Consider the following 22,306-nt stretch of genomic DNA (forward strand, 5'->3'; position numbering starts at 1 on the left):
CTGCTCCGTTTACTACCAAGGGAGACTTGATCATCAAGACCTTTTCCCTCGGCAGCATCCGGAGATCACAGGTAGTGAAACTTTATTAATACTTTTCTAAGATTAACTCTTGGTTTTCTTTTACCGCTCTTTTGGCTTTAATGATCATCATAAGCTGTTCCTCCCAGATCAACTCTACAGACTCTCCTGCTATGCTCAATACCTTGCGACTATCTTTTACGATGGTCAATCTTTCTAAGGTCACTTCTATTCCAAAGTGCTTGTTGAGATCGTTCAGTATCCGTTGTCGGTATTCTTCCCTTTCTGTCCGTGCTGGTACTGCCAGTTCATAGCAATATGAGGAGATACTCTGCCCTTTCTCTATTGGTATAAACCGCTCCTTATGATCTCCTAACACCAGTATTTGGTTAGTTGGAAAGTTAGCAGGTAGTCCCAGAGCAAAGAGATAAATCTCAATGACGGTCATATTGATCAGTGAGATCCGCAGTACATCGGTGTTGTCATTGCGCACCACCATACTGAAAGAATCCGAAGGCTCTAACAGGCGGATCATGAGCGAATAATAACGCTGCTTCGGTCTTTCCTTCATGACATACTTCATCGCCGAATGCGCGGAGCATTCGGAAACTGGTAGCGACAAATTTTTAAAAAATCGTTCGGGTAAAAGTGTGATCATAGTTCGTTTTTTAATAACAGGAACACATTTTTCACGCAGATAAGAAGACATTTCCTCTCTTAGGGTTAGCGCATAGCTCTCCCAATAGCAAGTATTTTGCATTGTTTAAAAGTTTAAATTGGTTCCCTTAAAACCGAACAATTTGGACATGGCTCGCGCCGTAAGGAAACCAGTTAAAAAAATATTAAATCAAGAAAATGCAATTTTACGTCAGCGTCAATTGGTTATATAATGGTCTTCATTATTGCATTATTTGGGTTAAAGAACAAGAACCGACTTTCCTTTATTGCTGTAAATCAATAAAACTTGATGACAATAATTTGCTTTATGACTAGAAAAGTGTAATTTTAAGTTGCAAAACGTCAAAATCCGATCCAATTTAGCCTATGCAAGCAATTGTATATCAAAATGAAAGTCGGTAAACATAAGCCATCATAGCATGGGAACAAGCTAGTTTTAACCTTATTAGAACGTCATTTTTAATATTAAGTATGGTCGCTACCCCATGCTTTTACTAAAATGCGCCTTTTTAGATTTGGAACAATCTTCCCCTATCCTATTTATACTTATATTTTACTAAACGCCCTATTCTGGCGCGCAGGATATGTTCTTTATAAAATTGAAATTGGTGAACCGATGACTCTGATCCTTGATCATGTCTTGGATGGTTCTTTGGGTGGTTACTTTTCGTTTCATCATAATTAATTTTTGGTTATGGTGAACGATGTTAGTCTCAAAGGGTTGGAGATACCTTGTACAAAACAAGGGGTGGTTCCAACTCTGGGCCTGAAGGTGACTAGCCTTTTTGCCTCTTCCCGAAGGAGTCTGGCGCAATCCCCAGAGTTTACGCGGAACCACCCACATGCTTCTTTATAAAAGAATTACAAATGTAATAATTTTTTTGAGCACGGGGCGATTTCACGGTTCTCTCGAGATAAATTAGTCGTTTACAGGTCGAGGTACATCGTTAATCAAGGCTTATTAGCCGAGAATTTCAAATCGCTTAAACAAAGATAACTAACGGGTTCCATAAAACCAAATAAAATAAAAGGAACCGATTAAATATTAATTATGGTAGAAAACGAGCTAGCTAAAAAGGACTTAGATAATTTTTGTGCTTATGTACTTTCCAGAAAATTACTGCTTGGTTTATCGAACGAAGGGTTTGGTAAGAAGGTCAATATTTCCAAGGGAGAAATTAGTAAAATTCTTAGTAAGAAACGTCAAGGAGTTTCTCTGAACTCCTTCTATCTTATTGCTATAAACTCAGGTGATACCATAGAAAATGCAAGAGACTATATTTATCCTCACAGAAAATTTAATCTGAAAAAAGTCAAGATCGATACGAAGGAAAAGAAAAGTGCAAATAAGTTCGGATTATATATGAAGGAAAACTTCGATTCAGACACCATTGAATATGTTGGTGGTAAAAATTCCTTTGACATCATCCAGCAAAAGACTGGGATCGAAGAAAAGCGATTAAAAGACATCTATTACAAAACAGGTGCACCAGAACCTTTCGAATTCTTACTTATCGAAAAAGCAGTCGGAAAGAAACCAGGTGAAATGATGAAGGACTATATCGAAAAGCATCCCATTAAAAATTATAATCATTAAATTTAAAATATTAAACATTATTTCAAAATAATTAATACTATGAGCCTATTTGATTTTACATGGTTTCCCAATTTCAGTCAGAGTATTGAAGATTTAAAAGAATTGGCAATGGAAGATAATTGGGATTATTGCAATGACCCAACTGGCAAGCACCCAATCCTAGTTAATTACGTTCACCATACATTTGAGAAAGTACATGGCGAGGCAAAGATTGAATATACAGAAGATTTCTGTTGTTTCAACACTGGGCTAGTTACTGAAAATCAGGAAGAAATTTTTTGTTATCTTCAAATTAATAAAAGACCTAACTCATCCATACCGTACTATTTCATTGGATGGAGGAAATCAAGCCACAGAGATCTTTCAAAGTTTTCTAAGTTGGCTGATGTAGCTAACTATATCACTGATCCTTCTGATTTAATTTATAACCCTCAATTTGAATTACGAATCAACATAGATCACATAATTCAGGATAATAAAGAAAGATTTCCTACACCGTTAAATCGAATGGAAAACTATTTATTATCAAATATACTTCAGGGAACCATTGAAGATGCAAAGCGAAGAGTTAAGAGGAATTATAAAACCGCAATACCTCAATATTATAAAGGCAAACTTCAATTACTTTTGCCTTTATGCCTACAAGAAAAAGGAAAGGCAGACTTAGCGTTGGTCATAGAAAAGGAAAATGATGTTTATCGTGCTTCTACATGCTTGACTCTAGATATGGCGATTAATAATGCTAGGCTTATAGCTAAGCCTGATGATGAATGGTTAAAAGTTTAAATATATTTTTATATATAAACATATATTTATATATTTGCATTAAAGAAATACATCAAGATAAAAGATAATTAAATATATTTTTATTTTTATTGAACTTCAAGATAGACTTACAAGAAAAACTAAAGAAACAAGATAGCCCTCTTTTAGAGGGCATTTTTTATTTACTTCCTTGAACAACATCATAAGCATTCTGCATACTAAAATCAATTGACACCCCTTGTCGTGTGTAGGATTGGGTAGAGTTTCAAATTACTAAATTAGTATCATTGATACTGAGCTACTCATATATGTTTTAAGGAAATACAGTCCAGTACTCAGTAGAATATTTCTAGACCAATCATGAAAGTCGCTCAGTTAATTTTTAAGATCGATAGTACTGGAGTCTTTTGCCCTTCTGCTATGGAAAAGAACTCCCAAAAGATTATTACTTATTTATATATTCCTATTCAAAAAATTTTAAGTTCCGGAGTCATTCGAGGACCTTCACGTACAAGATTTCAATCTCTGGCATTGATCTTATCTGCAATTCCTTTGGATTCCAATTAACTGTTTTCTTAACCTGAAGGAGTAATATTAATGCCATAAACATCAGTGTTTATTATAAAACATTCAAGGCGAATAAATCTATAAGGTTTAGCTAAGAGATATTAAACATTTTTCAACTTTGCTTTTAAAGTATTAATAGCAATACCGAGTAATCTAGCAGCTTCGGCATTGCTATTCGTCATTTTTAAAACCTTTGCAATATGACTTCTTTCAACAGATACCAAATCCAATTTATCCTCTTCTTTTGGGGCTAATATTCTTGAAGGCACTGAATCTACTGAAACATTTTTTTCATTGTAAACATAAAAACTTTCGATAAGATTTTCTAACTCACGGACATTGCCAGGAAATTTATATTTCAATATTAAATGAAAAACTTCTTTATCCAATAATAATTGCTTTGTCCGCTTGAAGATTTTTTTCTTGGTTTTAAGAAAAAAATCTATCAATTCCCTTCTTTCTACTTCGTTCCTTTCCCTCAAAGAAGGCAATGTTAATTCAGTAACTGTCAATCGATAATAAAGGTCCCAGCGAAATTTTCCTTCAGCACATAAACCCGGTAAATCCTTGTTAGTTGCGGCTATAACTCGAACATCAATTTTTCTTTCCTTAGTAGCTCCCACCCCTATTATTTTCTTTTCTTGAATTACCCTAAGTAATGATTGTTGCATGAAAGGAGAAATATCTCCTATCTCATCCAAAAAGACAGAGCCACCTCTAGCCTCTTCAAAAAAACCAATTTTATCTTCTATAGCTCCAGTAAAAGCTCCTTTTTTATGGCCAAATAATTGGGATGATAGTAATTCATCGGTTAATGCAGAACAATTCACAGCAATAAATGGTTTTTCTGCGCGAGAAGATTCTTTATGAATGAAGTTTGCTAAATGCTCCTTCCCAACTCCACTTTCTCCATAAATTAATGATGTTACCGAATCCGCTGCAGCAATCAGTCTCGCTTTGTTATAAATAGGCTTTAGCGATTGTGTTATTTTGTAATTCTCTACGTGTGAATCCAGCGATCGTTCCTTCATTAAACTACTTAAAGGAATCGTAGACTTTTCTGTAGTTATTTGAAGCAATTCCGGCTTAGAACTTTTGGAGTGTACCGCTGGCCTAACTTGAAACAAAGAAGTTTTAAAAGCAGAAGATTCATGAATTAAGTACCAAGATATCTGCATTGCAGAGGTGCCTGGAGAGAAGAAAATATCTATATCATCATCTTTATGAAACTTCAAAAGATATGACTCAACTTTACTTCGTATCTCGTCAATATCGATAACATCTAATACATCTATATAATACACTTCAACAAAATGTTCATTGAACACCTTATTCAATTCTGACCTAAGCAACTCCACCTTGGGATTAGGCTCATCCGCCCTACCTTGACATAATATTACATGCTTATCATTTTTATAGAATTCTTTATGATAGTTAAATGTCGGTCCACTTAAATTCACTTTGTTGCCTCTTTCATTGTTTTCCTTTTGAAAATCGTGCATTGCCGCAACCCAAGATAATAATATTTTCATATCAATATTTGATAGTTTAAAGTCAAATATTGATATATATAATTAAAAAAACAAGTGTTTTGAGCTGTTTTTTTCAGTGGCATGCATTTAGCATATATAGAACCAAAGAAAGGAGGTATATAAAATGGCAAAGAAAACATCAGTACATCGGGACGCAGGATCAGGTCAATTCGTAACTAAAACTTACGCGGATAAGCATCCTAAGACAACTGTTAAGGAAACAGTCAAAAAATCCAAATAGATAATCGGAGCTATCAAAGAAGGATAGCTCCTATAGCAAACATTAATATTTTAAAAATATGGCAATAATAATTACTTACGACATTCCTTCTAAGCATCGGGAATTCAAAGAAAAGATGTTTGATTTGGGCTACGTGGATAGTATCTCAAATGTGGATTGTGGAACAATTTACTTTCCAAACACCACACTTTATCATGCTTCTAAGACAGCTGCAACTGCCAGAGACGAAGCACGTGCCATTACTAAGTCCTTAGGGGTAAAACTAGTAAGGTGTGTTTCTACTCAATTTGGACCAAACTGGGCTGCGGTATGCGGAGAAGCTTTCAACTAGATGAGAATGGGAGAAGATATTAGCGCAAAATTTAAAATACTCTCCATAGACGGAGGCGGGATAAGAGGACTTATCCCAGCCAAAGTCTTGGCAGAGCTAGAAGCAGAACTTCAAAAGGAAGAGCCTGATAAAAAGCTTTATGAACACTTTGATTTAATATGCGGCACATCTACCGGGGCTATTCTGGCAATAGGAATCGCTTTGGGAATACCGGCGAAAGAATTAGCAAAATTTTACGAAGACCATGCAAATATCATCTTCCCGAGATTTGTTTTCCGTTTCTTACCTCGAAAAAGCAGGGCGTTCTTTAACGCTATATATAGCAATAAAAAGCTTTTAAAAAAGCTAAGAGAAGTATATGCAGATGCTAACGGAGGTCGAGATCCGCTATTGCTTGATCTTAAAGCTAAGGTTTGCATCCCTGCTTTTAACGGGAATGAAGGGGCAATAAACGTCTTAAAGACAAAACATCATCCTGAGTACAGGAGAGATTACAAACTCCCTGCCTATCATGTGGCGATGTCGAGTGCTTCCGCCCCTGTGTACTTTCCTCCTCACAGCTTCTCGTTTAAAAACGAGCATGGAGAAGGGACAAATATAAATATGATTGATGGGGGTATTTTTGCCAACAACCCTTCACTCATCGGTGTCTTTGAAGCTACAGACAAACTAGATATTGCCATCGGTGATATAGTCCTTCTTTCACTTGGAACTGGACAGGGAAAGCAAATTATTAAACGCTCTTGGAGACCCAAGAATGTATTTGACTGGCTATTCCCCAATCCAAAGCTAGTGGATATCGTACTTGACACACAGGCGCAGATTACGGAACAATATTTAAACTTCCTGCAACGTGCATTAGGCAAAATTGGAAATACATTTCAACACCTCCGCATACAGCATGATATGAAAGGAGATAATATAGAGCTCAATTCATCCAAGAAGAAACACATAGACCGAATGAAGGCTATTGGTGAGGAATTGGCAAAAAACAGATTAACGGAAATATTAAATTTTTTAAAACAATAACACTATGGCAAATTGTCACAATTTATTTCAGGATTATCATGATGAGATATCCATTGGATCGAAAAAGAACCAGAGAATGATGGATTCAAAAGAGGGGCTTAGAAAAAGAATTAGAAAATGGTTTCGAGAAAACCAGCCAAAGTATATTCCTTATTTCTATATACAAGGATCATACAAAATGAAGAACGGCATCCGTACTTCAGAAGATATTTGTGATTTAGACGATGGAATTTACTTTTTACGTGCGCCAGATGTCACTGCCACCGCATTAAAACAATGGGTTAAACAAGCGGTTGAGGGCTATACAAGCACTGCTGCTGAAAACCGTAAAAAATGCATTCGTACAATATTTGTTGACGACTACGAAATAGATCATCCTGTTTACTGCAAGGAGGAAGGGAAAGAATACCAAATAGCAGTGAAAGGAGTCGGCTTTGAAGATAGTGACCCTAAAGCAATGGTAAACTGGTTTATCTCTAAAAAAGATAAAGAAGGTAGATTAGTGCGTAATACTAAATACCTTAAAGGTTGGGCTGATAAACAGTCGTTTAAAATGCCAAGTGGTTTGGCTTTGACCATATTAGCTAGTAACGCTAAAGAAAAAATTGTTTTGAATGAACGTGACGATATCACTATGCGAGACATTTTACAGGAGATTAAAAAAGCATTAAATAATGATTTTAAATGTATAGTGCCAGCAGTACCAAATGATGACCTTCTGGAAAACTATGCAAATAAAGACAAGTTTCTTGAAGCATTAGATAAGTTTATCACGGACGCAGATGCAGCTATTCATGAAAGTAATCAAAAAGAAGCCAGCAAATTGTGGCGCAAACATTTAGGTGATAGCTTTCCTCTTGGCGATAATAAAGACGAAAAAAGAACATATGGGGCTGCTGCAGCTGCTGCAGGAGCAATAACTTCATATCCATTTGCACATGAATAATGCATATATAAGTTTTACTGCTGAAGCTAATGAAGCAATAGGTGAATTTCCCGAACTACAATTATGTGTTCGGGAAGATTCACATCCCTATTTGGTTGGAGATATTTCACTATACGACGAAAACAACGTCGTATACGACAAATACTCAATCAGGATAGAGTGCACCACAGAATATCCCGCCAGCTTTCCTTATGTTTTTGAAACCGCTCAGCGTCTTCCACATAATATTGACTGGCACGTATATGGGGACGGACATTTTTGCATTTGCACGCCTGTAGAGGAATTCATTCATTGCTCTAAACGAATTACACTTAAAGGTTTTATTAAAGAGCATGTAACACCCTACTTACACAATCAAAGTTTCCGTGAAAAAGAAGGATATTTTCTCAATGAAAGGTCGCATGGTTCAGAAGGTATTTTAGAATCTATTTACGACCTGTTAAATACTAATGATGCAAACGAAGCATACAAACTACTAAAATTCATCTACAATAATAACACACCTTCACGCACCTCAATGTGCTTTTGCAATAGCGGTAAAAAATACCGCTATTGCCATCGAAAAGCTTATCAAGCCCTAAAAACCATTGGTCAAGAACGTTTACTTTTAATACTTAATTACATAAAATGAATAATTAATTCGTAATCACCTCATAGTTAAAATGTTCATTTGTTGCATACCAATCTTGATGTGGATTATCATATGAAACAGCGCTCTCCCTTGAGATTAAAGCCTTATTCAACTTAGGTACTTTCTCCAACAATTTTCTAAGATTTTGGTCTCGATTAACTGGATTTTGATAAACTAATAGATAGTTATTCAAAGGATACTCATTAATGAAATCATTCAAGGAGCGAGCTAGATCCCCTATTGCATCGAGATCAATGTTAGAAAGTGAATTAGCGCAGGTTATAATAACTGTATGAGGCAATACAAATTCATCTTTATAATAGCAGGGGTCACTTTCTCTTAACTCACAACAAAGTTCGAAAGTATCATTAGACTTAAAGATTCCTGAGTCAATGAACTCTTGTGCCTTGGCAAGCATAGTTTTAGATACATCAATTCCTAGATAGTGTACCTTTCTTCTACTATCAGATTTAAAAACATTATTAAATGCCAAAGAAGCTGTCATAGGACCGCATCCGAAATCTATAAACATTACTCTTTCTTCTGTGTTTTTAAACTTTGATTGAAAGAATTCTTTGTGGTTTAAGAAAATACTTTCCGTTGAAATAAAATGCTTCCTCATACTCCAATAACAATAGAGCAAAACATTCTCGCGTGCTGTATAGTAAGTAAGTAGTTCCTGATTACCAATTAAATCTCCTACATTCTGCTCATAGTTCAAGTCGACCTGCTGATCAAAGTCAGCCAAACCATAACGTATAAGATTATTACGGGCGAAATCCGTATTCAATCCCAATATTTCATTTGGCCATTTGGTACGTCGATCCTTTCTTACGAGACTCTCAACTTTATTCTCGAATGCAGCTTTGAACGGTTCATTGATTGACATAGGCTTTCTATCCTTAATAGAAGACGTGTCATTAGGAAAAAAAATAGGTTCATTATTTATTATTCCTGACAGCGAATTATTGATATAACCTCCTTTTGACTTGCAGTATTCTATTAATCTTAAATATATCAGGTTACTTGATAAAATATAGTCATTACCAATTAATATCATTTGCTCTCTAGCCCTAGTAAGAACAACATTTAGTTTTCTATCAACATCACCTTCATCATTCAAATTAATCATCCCCCTAAGCTGGAACGGATTATTAATTGAAAAGGAATAAATTATAATATCTCGTTGACTTCCTTGGAAACGTTCTACAGAGTCCACCGTTATAGCCTCGTAGTTTGGGATTCCGGTTTCCTCTAACTTGTGTTTGATAAGAGCTATTTGATTTCTAAAAGGAGCTATTATACCAATAGTCTTACTAGGATCAAATTCCTTATTGTTTGTTTCATATAAAGAGATAATGTCTTTAACTATTTTTACAACAAAATCAGCTTCGAACGTATTAGACTTAGCATAGTGATCGTCAACCTTGTTGTTATTAAAAAATACTAATCTTTTTTGACTTAATAGTTTCCGCACTGTGTTTGCACTAGACTCGTGAAAATCTAAATCTACGACTTGTCTATTTAGAGACGATTTAGTCTCAGCATCGATATCAGGGGTATCATAAGCTTCTCGCAATCTACCTTTATAGAATGCAAAATTGGGAAATAAGGAAATTTCCTTATGCATGCGGCCTTGATAAGTTAATGTATCGTATGCATGAGACAAAAGATTATCTTCACAGAATTTGTAAAGACGCTCGAATAGCGAGTTCTTTCTATTAAATAACCCAATTGATTCGAGAAGCTTATTATTCGTTTTTGATCTATCTATTGATTGTATAGAAATGGCAGGTAGTTGCTTGTGATCTCCTATAAGAATAAATTTTGATGCTTTTGCCAAGACACCCACCAATTGCGGTTCCAAAATCTGAGAGGCTTCGTCAACTATTATATAATCAAAACTCTTTACTTGAAAAATACTCAGTTTGCTTCCGACAGAAGCTACTGTAGAGACATAGACATTGTTTTGAACTATAACATTTGTTACTTCGGCACGTCCAAATTTTTTATTGAATGCTGATAACTCCTTTTCTTTAGCTTCGATCACAACATCTATAAGGTTGTCATGATACTCAGAACTGGTAGATAGCTTTGAACCAAACCGAATGAAATTAAGTTTTTTTCTACCACCACAAGCATTATCAATTGCCTCGCAAAGTTCATCAACTGCTCGATTTGTATATGCAAGAACTAAAATGCTTTTATTAGTATCAATTAATTCCTTAATTAAATTTTTAATAATAATTGATGTCTTTCCTGTGCCAGGAGGTCCATTCAATAAAAAGTAATCATTAGCAGATAACGCTTTATTTATTACAGTCCTTTGTTCCAAAGAAACAGCTGGATTTTTATAACCATAATCTCCAGCTTTCTCAGGAAATTTTTGAGTCAATATTAAATCCTTATATGACTGGCCTGCTTTTAAAAACCCATAAAGATTCCTATACATAGAATTGAAAGAGGTCTCCATAAAGTCGCTCTCTAATGCCCACTTACCTTTCTTTCCAAAAGACTCAAAGAACGCCTTATTTCGCTGTTTATATCGAAAACAAACAGTCACATATTCTCCAACAATTTCCTTTATAGTACATTTAAAAATTTGACTATGTGAAACGATTTCTGACATGTTATTTCGAGGGTAAAGCACACAGATATCTCCCTTTCTAAAATTAACATGTTTATTATCCAAACTTCTCCTTCTGAAAACTATTTCCTGCTCTACGCTGTCAATTTTATTATCAACAATTTCAAGATCGTACAGTATCTCAAACCTACTTTTCTTTTCCTCAAAGCTATCCAACCAAAGTCTTGCTAAACCATTCGATCCTCCTTCTTTATCTCTATCTGATCCACCAACCTTGCTCAAAAAATGTTCGTATGAAACATAATTTGCAAACGAAATAAAATAATTTTTCTCAAGATCTGAGGCCGATGTAATTGGAGTAAGAAAATCAACTATTTGAGGTTCTATTCGAACTCGGAAATTAGGATGAATATCTTTATTGATTAAGTTTTGTGGATTTATTTTAGTTAGAATACCTTCGGTGTTCTCCTTACTATCTGCTATTAGAAGATGCTCGGTAGAGACTATTTTATTCCTTAGGTTAATAACTTCCTGAAAACCTTTTAAATATGCCCCCGTATTCCTTAAATTATTTTGACTAGGCTTCGAGTACAAGATAAAACCTTGCAACCTATTATTCACCTGACTAACATTTAACTTACCTACCTGAGAATAAAGAAGGTAATACATAAACAATTGAGCAAGATGATTGCCTTTAATACTAGCGCCGTCATCAGGCCAAGGTGCACTACCAGATTTCAACTCGATTATCTTGGATACCTCGCTTCCTTTTCGCCAATCGAGCATATCTAGTCGACCTTGTAGACCGAACTTTTCTGATAAGAAAGAAGGCTCAAGAGAGATGTTTTCTAAATTGATACCTAATTTTGAAAATCCATTTTCAATAATATCTTTAATTTTCAGAAACTGCTTTTGGCTTTCATCATAATAAATTTTAAAATCTTTTGTTTCTGCTATGTCCTTACAGGTGGTATATTCAAGTGGGGTTGTTTTAAAGTGTTTAAGAAAAACACTATTGAATTCCACCGGTGCCAAAGGATTAGAAAAAACTTCATCAACAACCAAGTTTGCAAAGTTCCCCAACAATAAATGTTTAGAATCAGGTTTTTCTTCAAATTTTGACTTCAGAAATAAAAGTTCGCTTTCTCCATAATCTTGAATGCATTCTGCAATAGAGGATACATCTAAAAGGTAATCTGGCTCTAGAACAATTATCTTGGGATGAAAAACTTCATTGGCATCAATATCAATATCTATAAGATATAACAAAGCACCAATCCAAAAATTCTCACATGATGTAATAACTTCATTAACCCCTTTTTCCAATATTTGAACAGTAACCAATTTTTCAGGAGCAAACTCATAGCCACTACCTTTGATACTTAGTCCATCAATTTGACAAATTAAATGATTCTCTCGCTTCTCTACAATACATACTTTAGCCTCATTAAGTCGAACACTTTTAACAGGTGCGTATTCAACTCCTCGCTTTCTTCCATCCAACAACACTTCTGGTACGTTAATAGCATAAACTACTTTTAAAAAACCTGCAAAAAAAGCTATATGATTTTTGTAATCGTCCTCATTAGGTTTAATCCCCTCATGCAATACTTTGTTAGCTGTAATACGTAATCCGTGTATCGCACGATCTACATTGTACATGCTGCAGACATAAACCAATCTAGAGAAGAAGTTTGAAAATTGAGTTGAGCTATCTATTGTAAGGTTTTTACAAACCTTCTCCAACAACGTCCTAAGTTGGGGATATTTTACCGACAAAGACGATATTTCATCTTTATGGATACTTTCAAGTTCCTCGAGAAATTCTAACGCAATTATTTTCTTAGACATTATAATATAGTTAAGGTCTTTTACTTAAATTATTTCAATTCATTAATTACTACATCATTAATAAAACTATGCGCTAACCGAGTCTCGCTAATATAATCTCTTTTCCAAAATGGATGAATAATGAGTGTTTTTTGTTGATTTTTCATAAAATAATAAAAGCCATCTTTTTCATAAAGAGATGAATCATACTTTTTCATAACCAACGATGCAAGGTATTTTGTGAAGTACTGTTTCCAATAAGGCTGTGAAAAATTTAATTCAACTGATGAGTCCCTTGCCAATTGAGCTAGATCTAAAGCTAATCTCCAATTTAATAAGCTATGATGGTTTTGATTATAGTAATCTCGTAAACAATCATAGCATGATGCCGTACAATCATCATGTACCTCACTGATTAAATATTGATAAACAGTGTCTTTCCCTTCGGAGCTTAATTGATCTAGAAATACTTTCTTCGCAATATCATAATCAGTATCACCATTTAAATACCCACAATAACCTGCCCCATTCACAGCAGTTTCAACGATAAAAACCTCATGTTTTTTAGTATTGGGGGATATCCTATATCCAACCTGCAACTCGTTTGTTTCAATATCCAATACAGTACAAATAGATTTCCTTATCAAGTAACCCCAAGATAAAAAAGCAGATTTTTGATAGATCGAATTATATCTAAATTCATTATTATTTCCAAAATCATTAATTGTCAACGTTAACACTCCAGTTTGTTTTGTCGATATTAATGCATAATCTTGCTCTTCGGTTACATTAACTTTTCGGTTGACGAATGCGTCCTTGCTCACCCAAATAGAGTCATAGCCACTACCATTCTTTCTCTCTTTACGATATTTACCTAATTTAAATAAATTTCCGCCGTTGTCATTTATAATATGAACTAAACCACTATCGGGCTCCGCATTGTTATATAACCAAATGTTACCAATAACATTTTTAGAAAGCTTAAGATTTGAATCTGGATCTAATTGTACCTCCCCACTTCTAGCATTAAATTCGAATCGACCATCAAAGTCTTTAATTTCGCCCTCTTCAACATAAAATCCTAAAGGAGATATAGCTGGAAAAGGCTTGAGCTCTCCATCACATACTTTACAGAAGACATCGTTTGGTTCTTTAGAGTAAATGGTATTACAAGAAATACATTTAAAGACGACCTTATCTAACGAACCTCTCCCATCAATAATTTTATTTCGCCCCTCTACTTTTTTATAACCTATCACACCAACCGATTTGAGAATCCGCTTATCCTTTACAACTTCAGAACCAGGAGCAAACTCTGAAATAGCAAGATCCATTGTTCGCTGTATCAATTGTGATTCTTCGTTTCTGTTTGCTGGTTCTTTTTCGAACAAACTTCTCACCTGAGTAGGAAACCCAAACATTGGAAACTTTCCTGCATTTGCTAGTTTTTCAGCTATATTATTCTGGGGATAATCTTCGAAATTATGAATGACATCTTTTTCAATCTTATCTATCCAGTCTTTATAATATGTTTCGTAAATTTCTAAACTAGTTTTATTTATTTGGGTACCAACTTTGAATTTGGTAATTACTTCTTGTACTACGTCGGACTGCGCTATTATGGACTTCACAAGAGGTTTTATAACGACCCAATCATCTATTGTACCGAAAGCTCCGTGTACATCTTTACCCTTAAAACCGCATTTTTTTGTAGCGATGTAAAAAATCTCTTTATTAACAAAACGCAGCATAATACTCATTTGTTCCATTTCTAGGTATGGGTCTGTCGGAGTTGCTGATACCATTCTTTCTGGCTGCGCATAGTATGATTGATCATGAGAATTTCCCTTTGCAACAGTAAGTGCAATTGACATCGGTAATCCTCGCCTGCCCGCGCGACCAACACGCTGTTGATAATTAAAACGTTGTGGCGGAACATTCCCAAGCATAACTGCACTTAAAGCACCAATATCTACCCCAGCTTCCATAGTAGTGGTAACACTTAAAAGGTCGATACCATCAAATTGTTCTTTTTCATCATTAAGCATTCGACCTTGAAAATGACGTTGTCTCATGCGAGCCTCTGAAGCATCTGTTTGCCCCGTGAGCTCTTCACAATGAAGGCGAACAGGGCTATCTTTATATAGTTCTGCTAAAAACAAATAGTAATTTTCTTCAAGAAGACTATTAATAAACTCTTTTGATTTTTTTTGCAATGTTCTATTAAAACAATTCGTACATACATTCCCGAAATTCCGTAACTGGTTATTACCACACGTTCCGCAGTGATAAAAGATATCGACATTTTCCGTGTAGTGAATAAATAAATTTCTCCCAGATATATTATTGCAATTTTTTAGAGTTATCTCATTTTCTAGCAAAATAGATTCGAAGGCTTTTTTAAAATCATTTGGCACCCCCCATCCTTTGAAGTCTAACGCAACTCGCCAGTACTTCCATAATTTTTTCGGAAAACTTTTAATTGTATATGGACTTCCAACAACTAAACCTGACTCAGCCATCACCTTTATGGAGTTTTGAATAAGATCATCGCTAAAGCCATAGTTATTCTCAATTTTAGCGCGAATAAATCCAATACCTAGAGATTCAAATGAACGACGGCCATTAGCAAAAAGGCTGCTTAGTAACTCATAGATTAGACTATCTTTAATAGCTCTTTCGAGACTACTGTGCTGAGCTTGAAATAGAAAATGATTGGTACTTTCATCATATAAACCTTTAAACCATTTTTCTCCATCTTCTCTATTCAAAAAGGATATCGAATGTTTTGGTCCTCCAGGATTAATACCTATATGAATTAACTTATCTGCAATTGAGGATATAAGACTTGTGAATTCAATCCCAGTTCTTTTTGTAATTTCATTAATCAATGAGTCATACTCACTTGCCTGCTCTTTTGGATTCCTTAGATATTTTTCGATTTTTCTAATTAATCGATTATATGTTAAATTAACTTCTCTTTCGTTCTCAATTTCATCAACTACCTCATCAGAATGTTCAATACCCTCCAGTTTCTGCATTGCATATTGGGAATACTTATCACCACTTGAAATTTGATTGTATAATATAGCACGAATAGTGTCTTTATAATGATCCAATTCTATTCCTGCAGACAATTTTGCCGCAGCTTGTCGAGAATCAGAAAACAAAACGAGTTTGGCAAAGTTTGAATCGCCTTTCCTAAGAATGCGCAATAAACTATCTGCTAATAACTGGTTTACTTTCTGTACCCCTGTATAATGACGGTGAATTGGAGTAAAAGAATTTTCATCTAATTTATTTTCATCCAAACTATGCTCACATGAAAAGCATTCATTTGGATAAACGGCTTTATAGCTATCCGTTTTTTCAAAAAAAACTGAATTAAAATCATCTCTTGAACGCCTTGCATAATTTAAGTTCTCACCTAACTCGTAAGTTTTCCATTTTGATTTATTTTCTTTATTGGAATCATATTCTTCACCTATCTCAAAAATTTCTGAGCCGTTTAAGTTTTTAAAAACAATATTAGAATATTCTTCACCATCAAATCCTCGTTCAATGTAAAGCTGATTTTCAATACTATTTTTCTTTTTAAATCCATTAAAGTACAATTCACCACATTGTCGACATGTTAAAACCTCTAACACTGGACTTCCACATTCGCAATGACTAACAGGACGCTTGTAAAGTCTCCCTACCGTACGACTATTAAATCTAAAAATGCTTTCAACAGCATTGCACTCACTGTTAACACAAGCCCACAATCCATCAACATTTTTAAAAAAATAATGAATTCTTTGCGGTTGTTCATTACTGCCATTACTTTTCAATTTTGTTAGTTCTTCCAAAATTCCGCTTAAAGCAGATTCCGCGGTTGGTGTTGTGGAATCGATAAAAATTTCAGCTAGGACATCACGTGTAAGTGAAGGCTTAGGGATTTTTGATCGTAATAAATTTAATAGATCATATTTTTCAAAAATATTTACTCCCGCTTCAATGCTATTCAGAATTGCATCGGCATCTAACTTCTCAAAATCCTCCACAATTTCATCTTCCCGTCCCCCAATCAGTTTGAATTTTTCGTTAAAATAAGTCTCTGATACACCAAAGAAGCCTTTAATAAAATTCTTTGAACGATTACCCTCCTGCATGGAAGCACTTGAACACAAGTATCGAACTTGCGGAGATTCAGGATGTAAATCTAATCGCTGAAGCAATAATCGTAATAGATAAGCTACTTCAGTACCGGCGGTCCCTCTATAAGAGTGCAATTCATCGATAACGATATGGAATATATGCTCTGGACTTTCCTTAAGCCATCTCCTAGTCTCTTCAAATATATTATCCTCCGCCTCACGCATGAGTATTATATTTAACATACTATAATTAGTAATGAAAACATCAGGAGGGTTCCTTTGAATATCAAATCGATTCCAAAGTTCAATTGGACGATTTGGATTTACAACATCATATAAATACTCGTCATCATAACTTTTTATAGATAAGTCACGGGCAGATTCCCAGTTTTGTAATAATGCAATTTTTTCTTTTTCTATCTTGGCCTTTTCTTCCAATCCCGAAAAAGGAGTAATACCAGTGTATCGAGCAAATGTAATGTATTGGCTGTTTAATTTTTTATCAAAAAAATCGACTACTGGATCACTGCTTAAGGACTTTCTTAAGCGACGCATTTGATCCTCTGCCAAAGCATTTAGAGGGTATAATATTAAACCTTGTATACCTTTGAATTTGCTTTTTCTCTTTTTAGTCTGTAAAATATTATAAAATAAGGGTAACAAAAAGCTTTCTGTTTTACCAGATCCAGTACCTGTAGTTACGATTATGTTTTTTTCATTATTAACTGCTTCATTCAAACTATCGACCTGATGTTCATAAAGTTTCCCATCTTTATAGGGGAATAAACCACTAGAAATCAAATCAGCAAATAATGGATCTAAATGATATTTAGCACAAGTATCAATAACCGATAAATACTCTTTGTATTTTTTTGTCAATTCTATTATTGGCTTTTTACATATAGCATCGTCTTTTTCGTATAATAGCCTTCTCTCTCCTTCAAGCTTTACATCATACATTGGTAATCCTGTGTCTATGTATTTTAAATAGACATCTTTAATTTCAGACCATATTTCAAATGCATTTGTCATCTATAAATCCGCTTTAATTGTTTAATAATGGTACTATCAACTTGATACTTATAATCCAATGGGATAAGACCAGTGGATAAAATATGATGAGTAAATAATATTTTTTTAATTGGCTCAAGAAGAGGGTAAAGTTCTATTAATTCCTCCGTATCCACAGCATACTTAAATCCCATTTCACCATTGGAAATTCGTAAAAAACTCTTCACTAGCTGGACAGTTACAAGATCATTCATGGGAAAGCTATAAAAGTTTCCTTTAATGAAAAACAAGTAGTCATAATATTCGTTATTAATAATGTATAGTCTATATAAAGATGGAATTGAGTCAAAATCCTTAGTTTTTACCCACTCACCATTACTTTTTTTTGGCAACCATTTTTCTAAATATTTAAAGGTTGGTTTTGTAGATACATCAGTAAATCGATTTTTAATTATATTTGATATTTTTGGAATAGCCTTCAAGATAGAAACTGGGTCAAATATTTCCTCAATAGCAATATCATCTTCATGATTGATAATATCATAATTCAAGCCTATGTACTTCACATCATTAGGAGCTAAAGCACAATGAATTAAAATACTTCTTTTTGAGCCATTTATTTTAGTGGGTTGAGTAAATTGATAGGCCATCTTGCCATTAACATGGACACGATCTATTAAACCTATATATAGTAGTAAAAAATAAGATCTGTTAACTGTACTCTTGTCATTTTCATGAGGACGCCTCTCAATTAACTCCTTTCCAATTTGCTTTCTTTTAATTTCGGAAAGTGTGTAATCTTTAGACTGAGCAAAAAATTGATAATATATTCCTGCTAACTTAAATAACATCATTATCTATTTTCTAAATTAAGAGCTTTAGGTAAATTAATACCATTACAATCAAAAAATGGCACTTCTAGTTCTTCCCATCTTAAAAACGTTTCATCATTCACATCAAAACCAAAATCATCAATATCTAACTCTAGTGGAAAGAAAACTACTCGAAGATTGTTAGGCCACGACCGACCATCTACCGGTAATGTCTTTCGAATTTTCCGACTTAAATCAATTAGAGGTTTAGCATAACATTCTGGACTAGCTATATTAAAATCTTGCAATAGATAATAAACGGATTGCAAAGGTTTATTATAAGCATGCTTAAATGCTTCCAATAACCCCTGATTCATGAATTTATCGAATTTTATCCAATCAACTTCAGCATTATTTACATATAAACAGCTATTCCCTAATGTATTGACGAGTGTCATAAAATTACTTATATTACTACATTTGAAAAAATTATTACATTTTAACTGCTTAATCACTTTGTGCAAATCATCTTCTATTGCTTCTTCTAGTTCTGTAATAATAGATAATTCATTTAAAAAATCAAGTGGTCTTGGGTAGAAAGTATTGCACTTATTTAGTGATTGTTGTATTTCATAATTTGGTAGAAATTCTTTTACAGCACCATTACCTATTTTTCCTTGTACTTGAAGAGAAAGAATAATTTCATCTTTTTTAAGCTCAAGTAAATTGATTTGATTATTTAACGATTCTAAAATTTCATTCTCTTTTAATATTACGGATACAATTTCTTCTAATCTTGTCTCTTCATCGGTTAACCGCTGCTGAATCAAATCGAGTTTCTCTGATTGTTTTTGCATCTCAAGATCAAGAATTTCCTTATTTTTCTCCCAAAATTCATTGGTTAAGCGTTCTTCAAACTCTTTAATACTGTTATTGAAAACATCAGACCAAAATTCTGAATTACTCCGTAATGCTTCAAACTGCTCATATTTTAGTGAAACTTTGTCTAACAATACTTGTACTCTCTTGATTTTTGCAACTTCAATTTCATCTAGATCTTCGCTCGTAATTAAAGCTTTAATATGATTAATATATCGGCCAGTTTCATTGGTTATCTTGGATTTACCAATGATATCCTTAACTCTTTCAATTAATTGCGTATTAGTAGAACAATCGTATTTCTTTGCACCATCTTTTGGTAAATGTAAAAGAAGTGTAATATCACTCTGATCTGCGTAGGGATGTTCAATTTTTAAACATTGATCAGCTAAATACCTATTTACATTTACACCATACCCAGCTTTAACTTTATTTTTTTCAATCCTAAAATCTCCATAAATCCCAACACCGTCACTCACATAAAAACTAGTTTCAGTCGCCGTAAATCTTGAAATTATATTTTCTTGTAGCAACTCAACATTCAGAAATACATCATCAATCTCTACCTGTTTTAACTCAATACAAATTGAAGCATTAGCTTTCTCCACCCCCGAAAAATGTAATCTAGGTTTTCTACCTTCTTGCGAAATAAGTTCTTTTTTTGTAAAAGATAATACTTCCCCTTCCTTGAAATTATGATGTTTTAATCTTGGCACAAAAATTTCCCTAAATCCATCAAATTCACGTATTAACTTTTCTTCTTCAATGACATATCCATCTAACGAATTAGAGATTTGTTTCGCCAAAACGGTACAAAACGCACTGTCACTATCATCTCCCACATACTTATCTAAAATAGCTATGTACTTATCATTACTCATAATGCTTGTATTTAATTGATTTTAAAAAAGTGCTTTTGGATGAAAAATCTTGTCCTATGTTTGCTTTCACCCAACCATTTATGTGTATTTTATTATTGATTAACGTGCATGACTGTCCATACAATTGCAACCCTTTTAATAAAATACCTGTAGTGTCAATTGTAAAACTATTAAGCTTTAAGCCCATTTCATTTTCATTATGAATATTAATTCCTTTTTGTTCCAACACTATAAATCGTAAACTAGTAAAACCAGCAACTCTCACGATGTATAAACCTGGCTTACAGCTCAAAGAGTCATATCCCTCAAGAATCAACTGTTCTTTTGTATTAGTAAAGTCAGTATATAAAATTGAATAATCTGCTCCTATAATCTCAGGACCAAAATTCTGGATATATTGCCAAGTATGTCCTAAACGAATTCCTTTTAAATAAACTGGTATTTCATCCCTGGTTTTCCGTAGTTTATCTCGCAGCAAAAAAGGGATATCCTTTTCATTGTTAAAAGTGCAACGAACAATATTAAGCCCAACATGTTTATGATTAACAATACACCCCATCTTAAGCGTAGAGGTTGAAACTATTATCAATTCAGTATTTAAAGAGAATAAGCTTGACTGCTCAAATTCTTCTGACCCTGCAACCTTTTCAAAAATATTTACTTCACCTCCTTTAAAAATTTCATAGGGTTGATGAATTTCAGTCATTTGGTTATAAAAATGAAGATTACCACTTAAACTAAACTCAATAACATACTTGATTTTCCGATGACGTCTTGGCATTTCAATTTTTGACTCTATAAGTCTCCATTCACCCGAATTGTAATAATTGAAAACCTGTTTAAAGAAAATATCACGAGTCGACCCTTGATAATTAATCTTATTGTTATTTCTATAGAAATTATGAAGCAAAAATTCTTTTTGAAACAAGCTATAGAATTGTTCCTCTGAAATCGCTTCTTCCAAATCGAAACAGACTAAAACTTTATTTGCAATTTCCTTTAGATCCTCTTTATTTAAAACAACTTGTGATTTAGGGTACTGTATGTATCTTCCCGTGCCAGTTATGGCTGGAGGAATAGTTAATTGAAATCCTAAGTTATCCTTTAAATATCTCCCAACACTTTCCCATATAACTTCTTGAATTGGTACATTATTTTTCAACTCTACATAGAAATTTAACAATCCCTCCTTTTCAATTCCAGTTATATCACAAAAGCGGCTCCAAAAGTTCCCTGCCGAAATTTTAATAGCCTTCTCATTCAATTCAACAGAAAATACTCTTTCAGAATTTTCCATAGAACTAGCAGCTAAGCACTGTAATGCTATCAGTCCAAAATAAATAGGGATTTCCACATCACCATAATTATGCGAACAAAGTAAGTTGCTCCATGGCGATAATCTGATTTCCTTAAAATAAAGGTTATCTAGAGAATATTTCCTTTTGAATATTGCAATTTCATATTCATCAATAGCCAAGCAACACACACCATTCTTTAAAGTAGTGGTCCTATAATACTCGTATGCCCATCTATTAAACTCTAGGTAGCTCATATAAACACATTAAAGAAAACCGTTTACTTTTTTCGACATGGAGATACAAAAAAAGCCTCCTAAATTATTGAGCGAAAAATTGGATCGAGATTCTATTTCATAAATTAGTTAAGATTTCATAATTATTCATATGGTTGTTTAGAAATCATCTACAATATAACCTGAAAATCAAAGATTAAAAAATTAAAAGCAAAATAGTTTTGTAATCTGCAATTGCGCACAATGATAAGTAATCTTTTTTTACTTAATATACGGGAAACCGTAAGATAAGATTTTATAA

Annotated in this window: 15 protein-coding genes; 8 read left to right on the plus strand and 7 right to left on the minus strand. The window is 33.8% G+C overall.

Going from position 1 to position 22,306, the window contains the following annotated elements; genetic code table 11:
- Nucleotides 1-85: 85 nt before the first annotated feature.
- The gene (locus tag HCX49_RS08275; RefSeq protein ID WP_168126765.1) at nucleotides 86-778 is read right to left on the minus strand and encodes a hypothetical protein; all 693 of its coding nucleotides are present in this window, start codon (nucleotides 776-778) and stop codon (nucleotides 86-88) included.
- A gap of 417 nt (nucleotides 779-1,195) precedes the next feature.
- On the opposite strand from HCX49_RS08275, the gene HCX49_RS08280 reads away from it, so the two are divergent.
- The 4 genes from HCX49_RS08280 to HCX49_RS08295 all read left to right on the plus strand — a co-directional run bounded on the left by HCX49_RS08280 (nucleotide 1,196) and on the right by HCX49_RS08295 (nucleotide 3,625).
- Nucleotides 1,196-1,381 carry a hypothetical protein gene (locus HCX49_RS08280; RefSeq protein ID WP_168126766.1) on the plus strand — a complete coding sequence of 62 codons (186 nt, stop codon included), beginning with the start codon at nucleotides 1,196-1,198 and terminating at the stop codon, nucleotides 1,379-1,381.
- Nucleotides 1,382-1,747: 366 nt separating this feature from the next.
- Nucleotides 1,748-2,293: a hypothetical protein gene (locus tag HCX49_RS08285; protein WP_168126767.1), complete on the plus strand. Its 546-nt coding sequence runs from the start codon at nucleotides 1,748-1,750 to the stop codon at nucleotides 2,291-2,293.
- A gap of 39 nt (nucleotides 2,294-2,332) precedes the next feature.
- A complete protein-coding gene (locus HCX49_RS08290; RefSeq protein WP_168126768.1) occupies nucleotides 2,333-3,079 on the plus strand; it encodes a DUF3825 domain-containing protein in 747 nt (248 codons plus the stop codon).
- Nucleotides 3,080-3,418: 339 nt separating this feature from the next.
- Nucleotides 3,419-3,625, plus strand: coding sequence for a hypothetical protein (locus HCX49_RS08295; protein ID WP_206368309.1), 207 nt, complete (start codon nucleotides 3,419-3,421; stop codon nucleotides 3,623-3,625).
- Nucleotides 3,626-3,726: 101 nt separating this feature from the next.
- On the opposite strand, the gene HCX49_RS08300 is transcribed toward HCX49_RS08295, so the two are convergent.
- Complete coding sequence (locus HCX49_RS08300) at nucleotides 3,727-5,157, minus strand: RNA repair transcriptional activator RtcR family protein (protein ID WP_168126770.1); 1,431 nt, start codon at nucleotides 5,155-5,157, stop codon at nucleotides 3,727-3,729.
- A 299-nt stretch (nucleotides 5,158-5,456) separates the two neighbouring features.
- On the opposite strand from HCX49_RS08300, the gene HCX49_RS08305 reads away from it, so the two are divergent.
- The 4 genes from HCX49_RS08305 to HCX49_RS08320 are packed head-to-tail and all read left to right on the plus strand — an operon-like array spanning nucleotide 5,457 to nucleotide 8,335.
- Complete coding sequence (locus HCX49_RS08305) at nucleotides 5,457-5,729, plus strand: hypothetical protein (RefSeq protein WP_206368311.1); 273 nt, start codon at nucleotides 5,457-5,459, stop codon at nucleotides 5,727-5,729.
- Nucleotides 5,730-6,758, plus strand: a complete 1,029-nt coding sequence (locus HCX49_RS08310) for a CBASS cGAMP-activated phospholipase (RefSeq protein WP_168126772.1) — start codon at nucleotides 5,730-5,732, stop codon at nucleotides 6,756-6,758.
- 4 nt (nucleotides 6,759-6,762) lie between these two features.
- Nucleotides 6,763-7,704 carry a cyclic GMP-AMP synthase DncV-like nucleotidyltransferase gene (locus HCX49_RS08315; protein ID WP_168126773.1) on the plus strand — a complete coding sequence of 314 codons (942 nt, stop codon included), beginning with the start codon at nucleotides 6,763-6,765 and terminating at the stop codon, nucleotides 7,702-7,704.
- The gene (locus tag HCX49_RS08320; RefSeq protein WP_168126774.1) at nucleotides 7,697-8,335 is read left to right on the plus strand and encodes an SEC-C metal-binding domain-containing protein; all 639 of its coding nucleotides are present in this window, start codon (nucleotides 7,697-7,699) and stop codon (nucleotides 8,333-8,335) included. The genes HCX49_RS08315 and HCX49_RS08320 overlap by 8 nt, the downstream gene beginning before the upstream one ends.
- 4 nt (nucleotides 8,336-8,339) lie before the next feature.
- On the opposite strand, the gene HCX49_RS08325 is transcribed toward HCX49_RS08320, so the two are convergent.
- The 5 genes from HCX49_RS08325 to HCX49_RS08345 are packed head-to-tail and all read right to left on the minus strand — an operon-like array spanning nucleotide 8,340 to nucleotide 22,026.
- Nucleotides 8,340-12,773, minus strand: a complete 4,434-nt coding sequence (locus HCX49_RS08325) for an AAA domain-containing protein (protein WP_168126775.1) — start codon at nucleotides 12,771-12,773, stop codon at nucleotides 8,340-8,342.
- Nucleotides 12,774-12,802: 29 nt separating this feature from the next.
- Nucleotides 12,803-17,923, minus strand: coding sequence for a DEAD/DEAH box helicase (locus HCX49_RS08330; protein ID WP_168126776.1), 5,121 nt, complete (start codon nucleotides 17,921-17,923; stop codon nucleotides 12,803-12,805).
- Entirely contained in the window at nucleotides 17,920-18,756 is an 837-nt protein-coding gene (locus HCX49_RS08335; RefSeq protein ID WP_168126777.1) for a hypothetical protein, read from the minus strand. The genes HCX49_RS08330 and HCX49_RS08335 overlap by 4 nt, the downstream gene beginning before the upstream one ends.
- Nucleotides 18,756-20,474 (minus strand): hypothetical protein, encoded by a 1,719-nt coding sequence (locus HCX49_RS08340; RefSeq protein WP_168126778.1) that lies wholly within the window; start codon nucleotides 20,472-20,474, stop codon nucleotides 18,756-18,758. Before HCX49_RS08340 ends, HCX49_RS08335 begins: the two co-directional genes overlap by 1 nt.
- A complete protein-coding gene (locus HCX49_RS08345) occupies nucleotides 20,467-22,026 on the minus strand; it encodes a hypothetical protein (protein WP_168126779.1) in 1,560 nt (519 codons plus the stop codon). The genes HCX49_RS08340 and HCX49_RS08345 overlap by 8 nt, the downstream gene beginning before the upstream one ends.
- Nucleotides 22,027-22,306: the final 280 nt, after the last annotated feature.

This window comes from Sphingobacterium sp. B16(2022) (genome assembly GCF_012030425.1).
GTDB classification, from domain to species: domain Bacteria; phylum Bacteroidota; class Bacteroidia; order Sphingobacteriales; family Sphingobacteriaceae; genus Sphingobacterium; species Sphingobacterium anhuiense.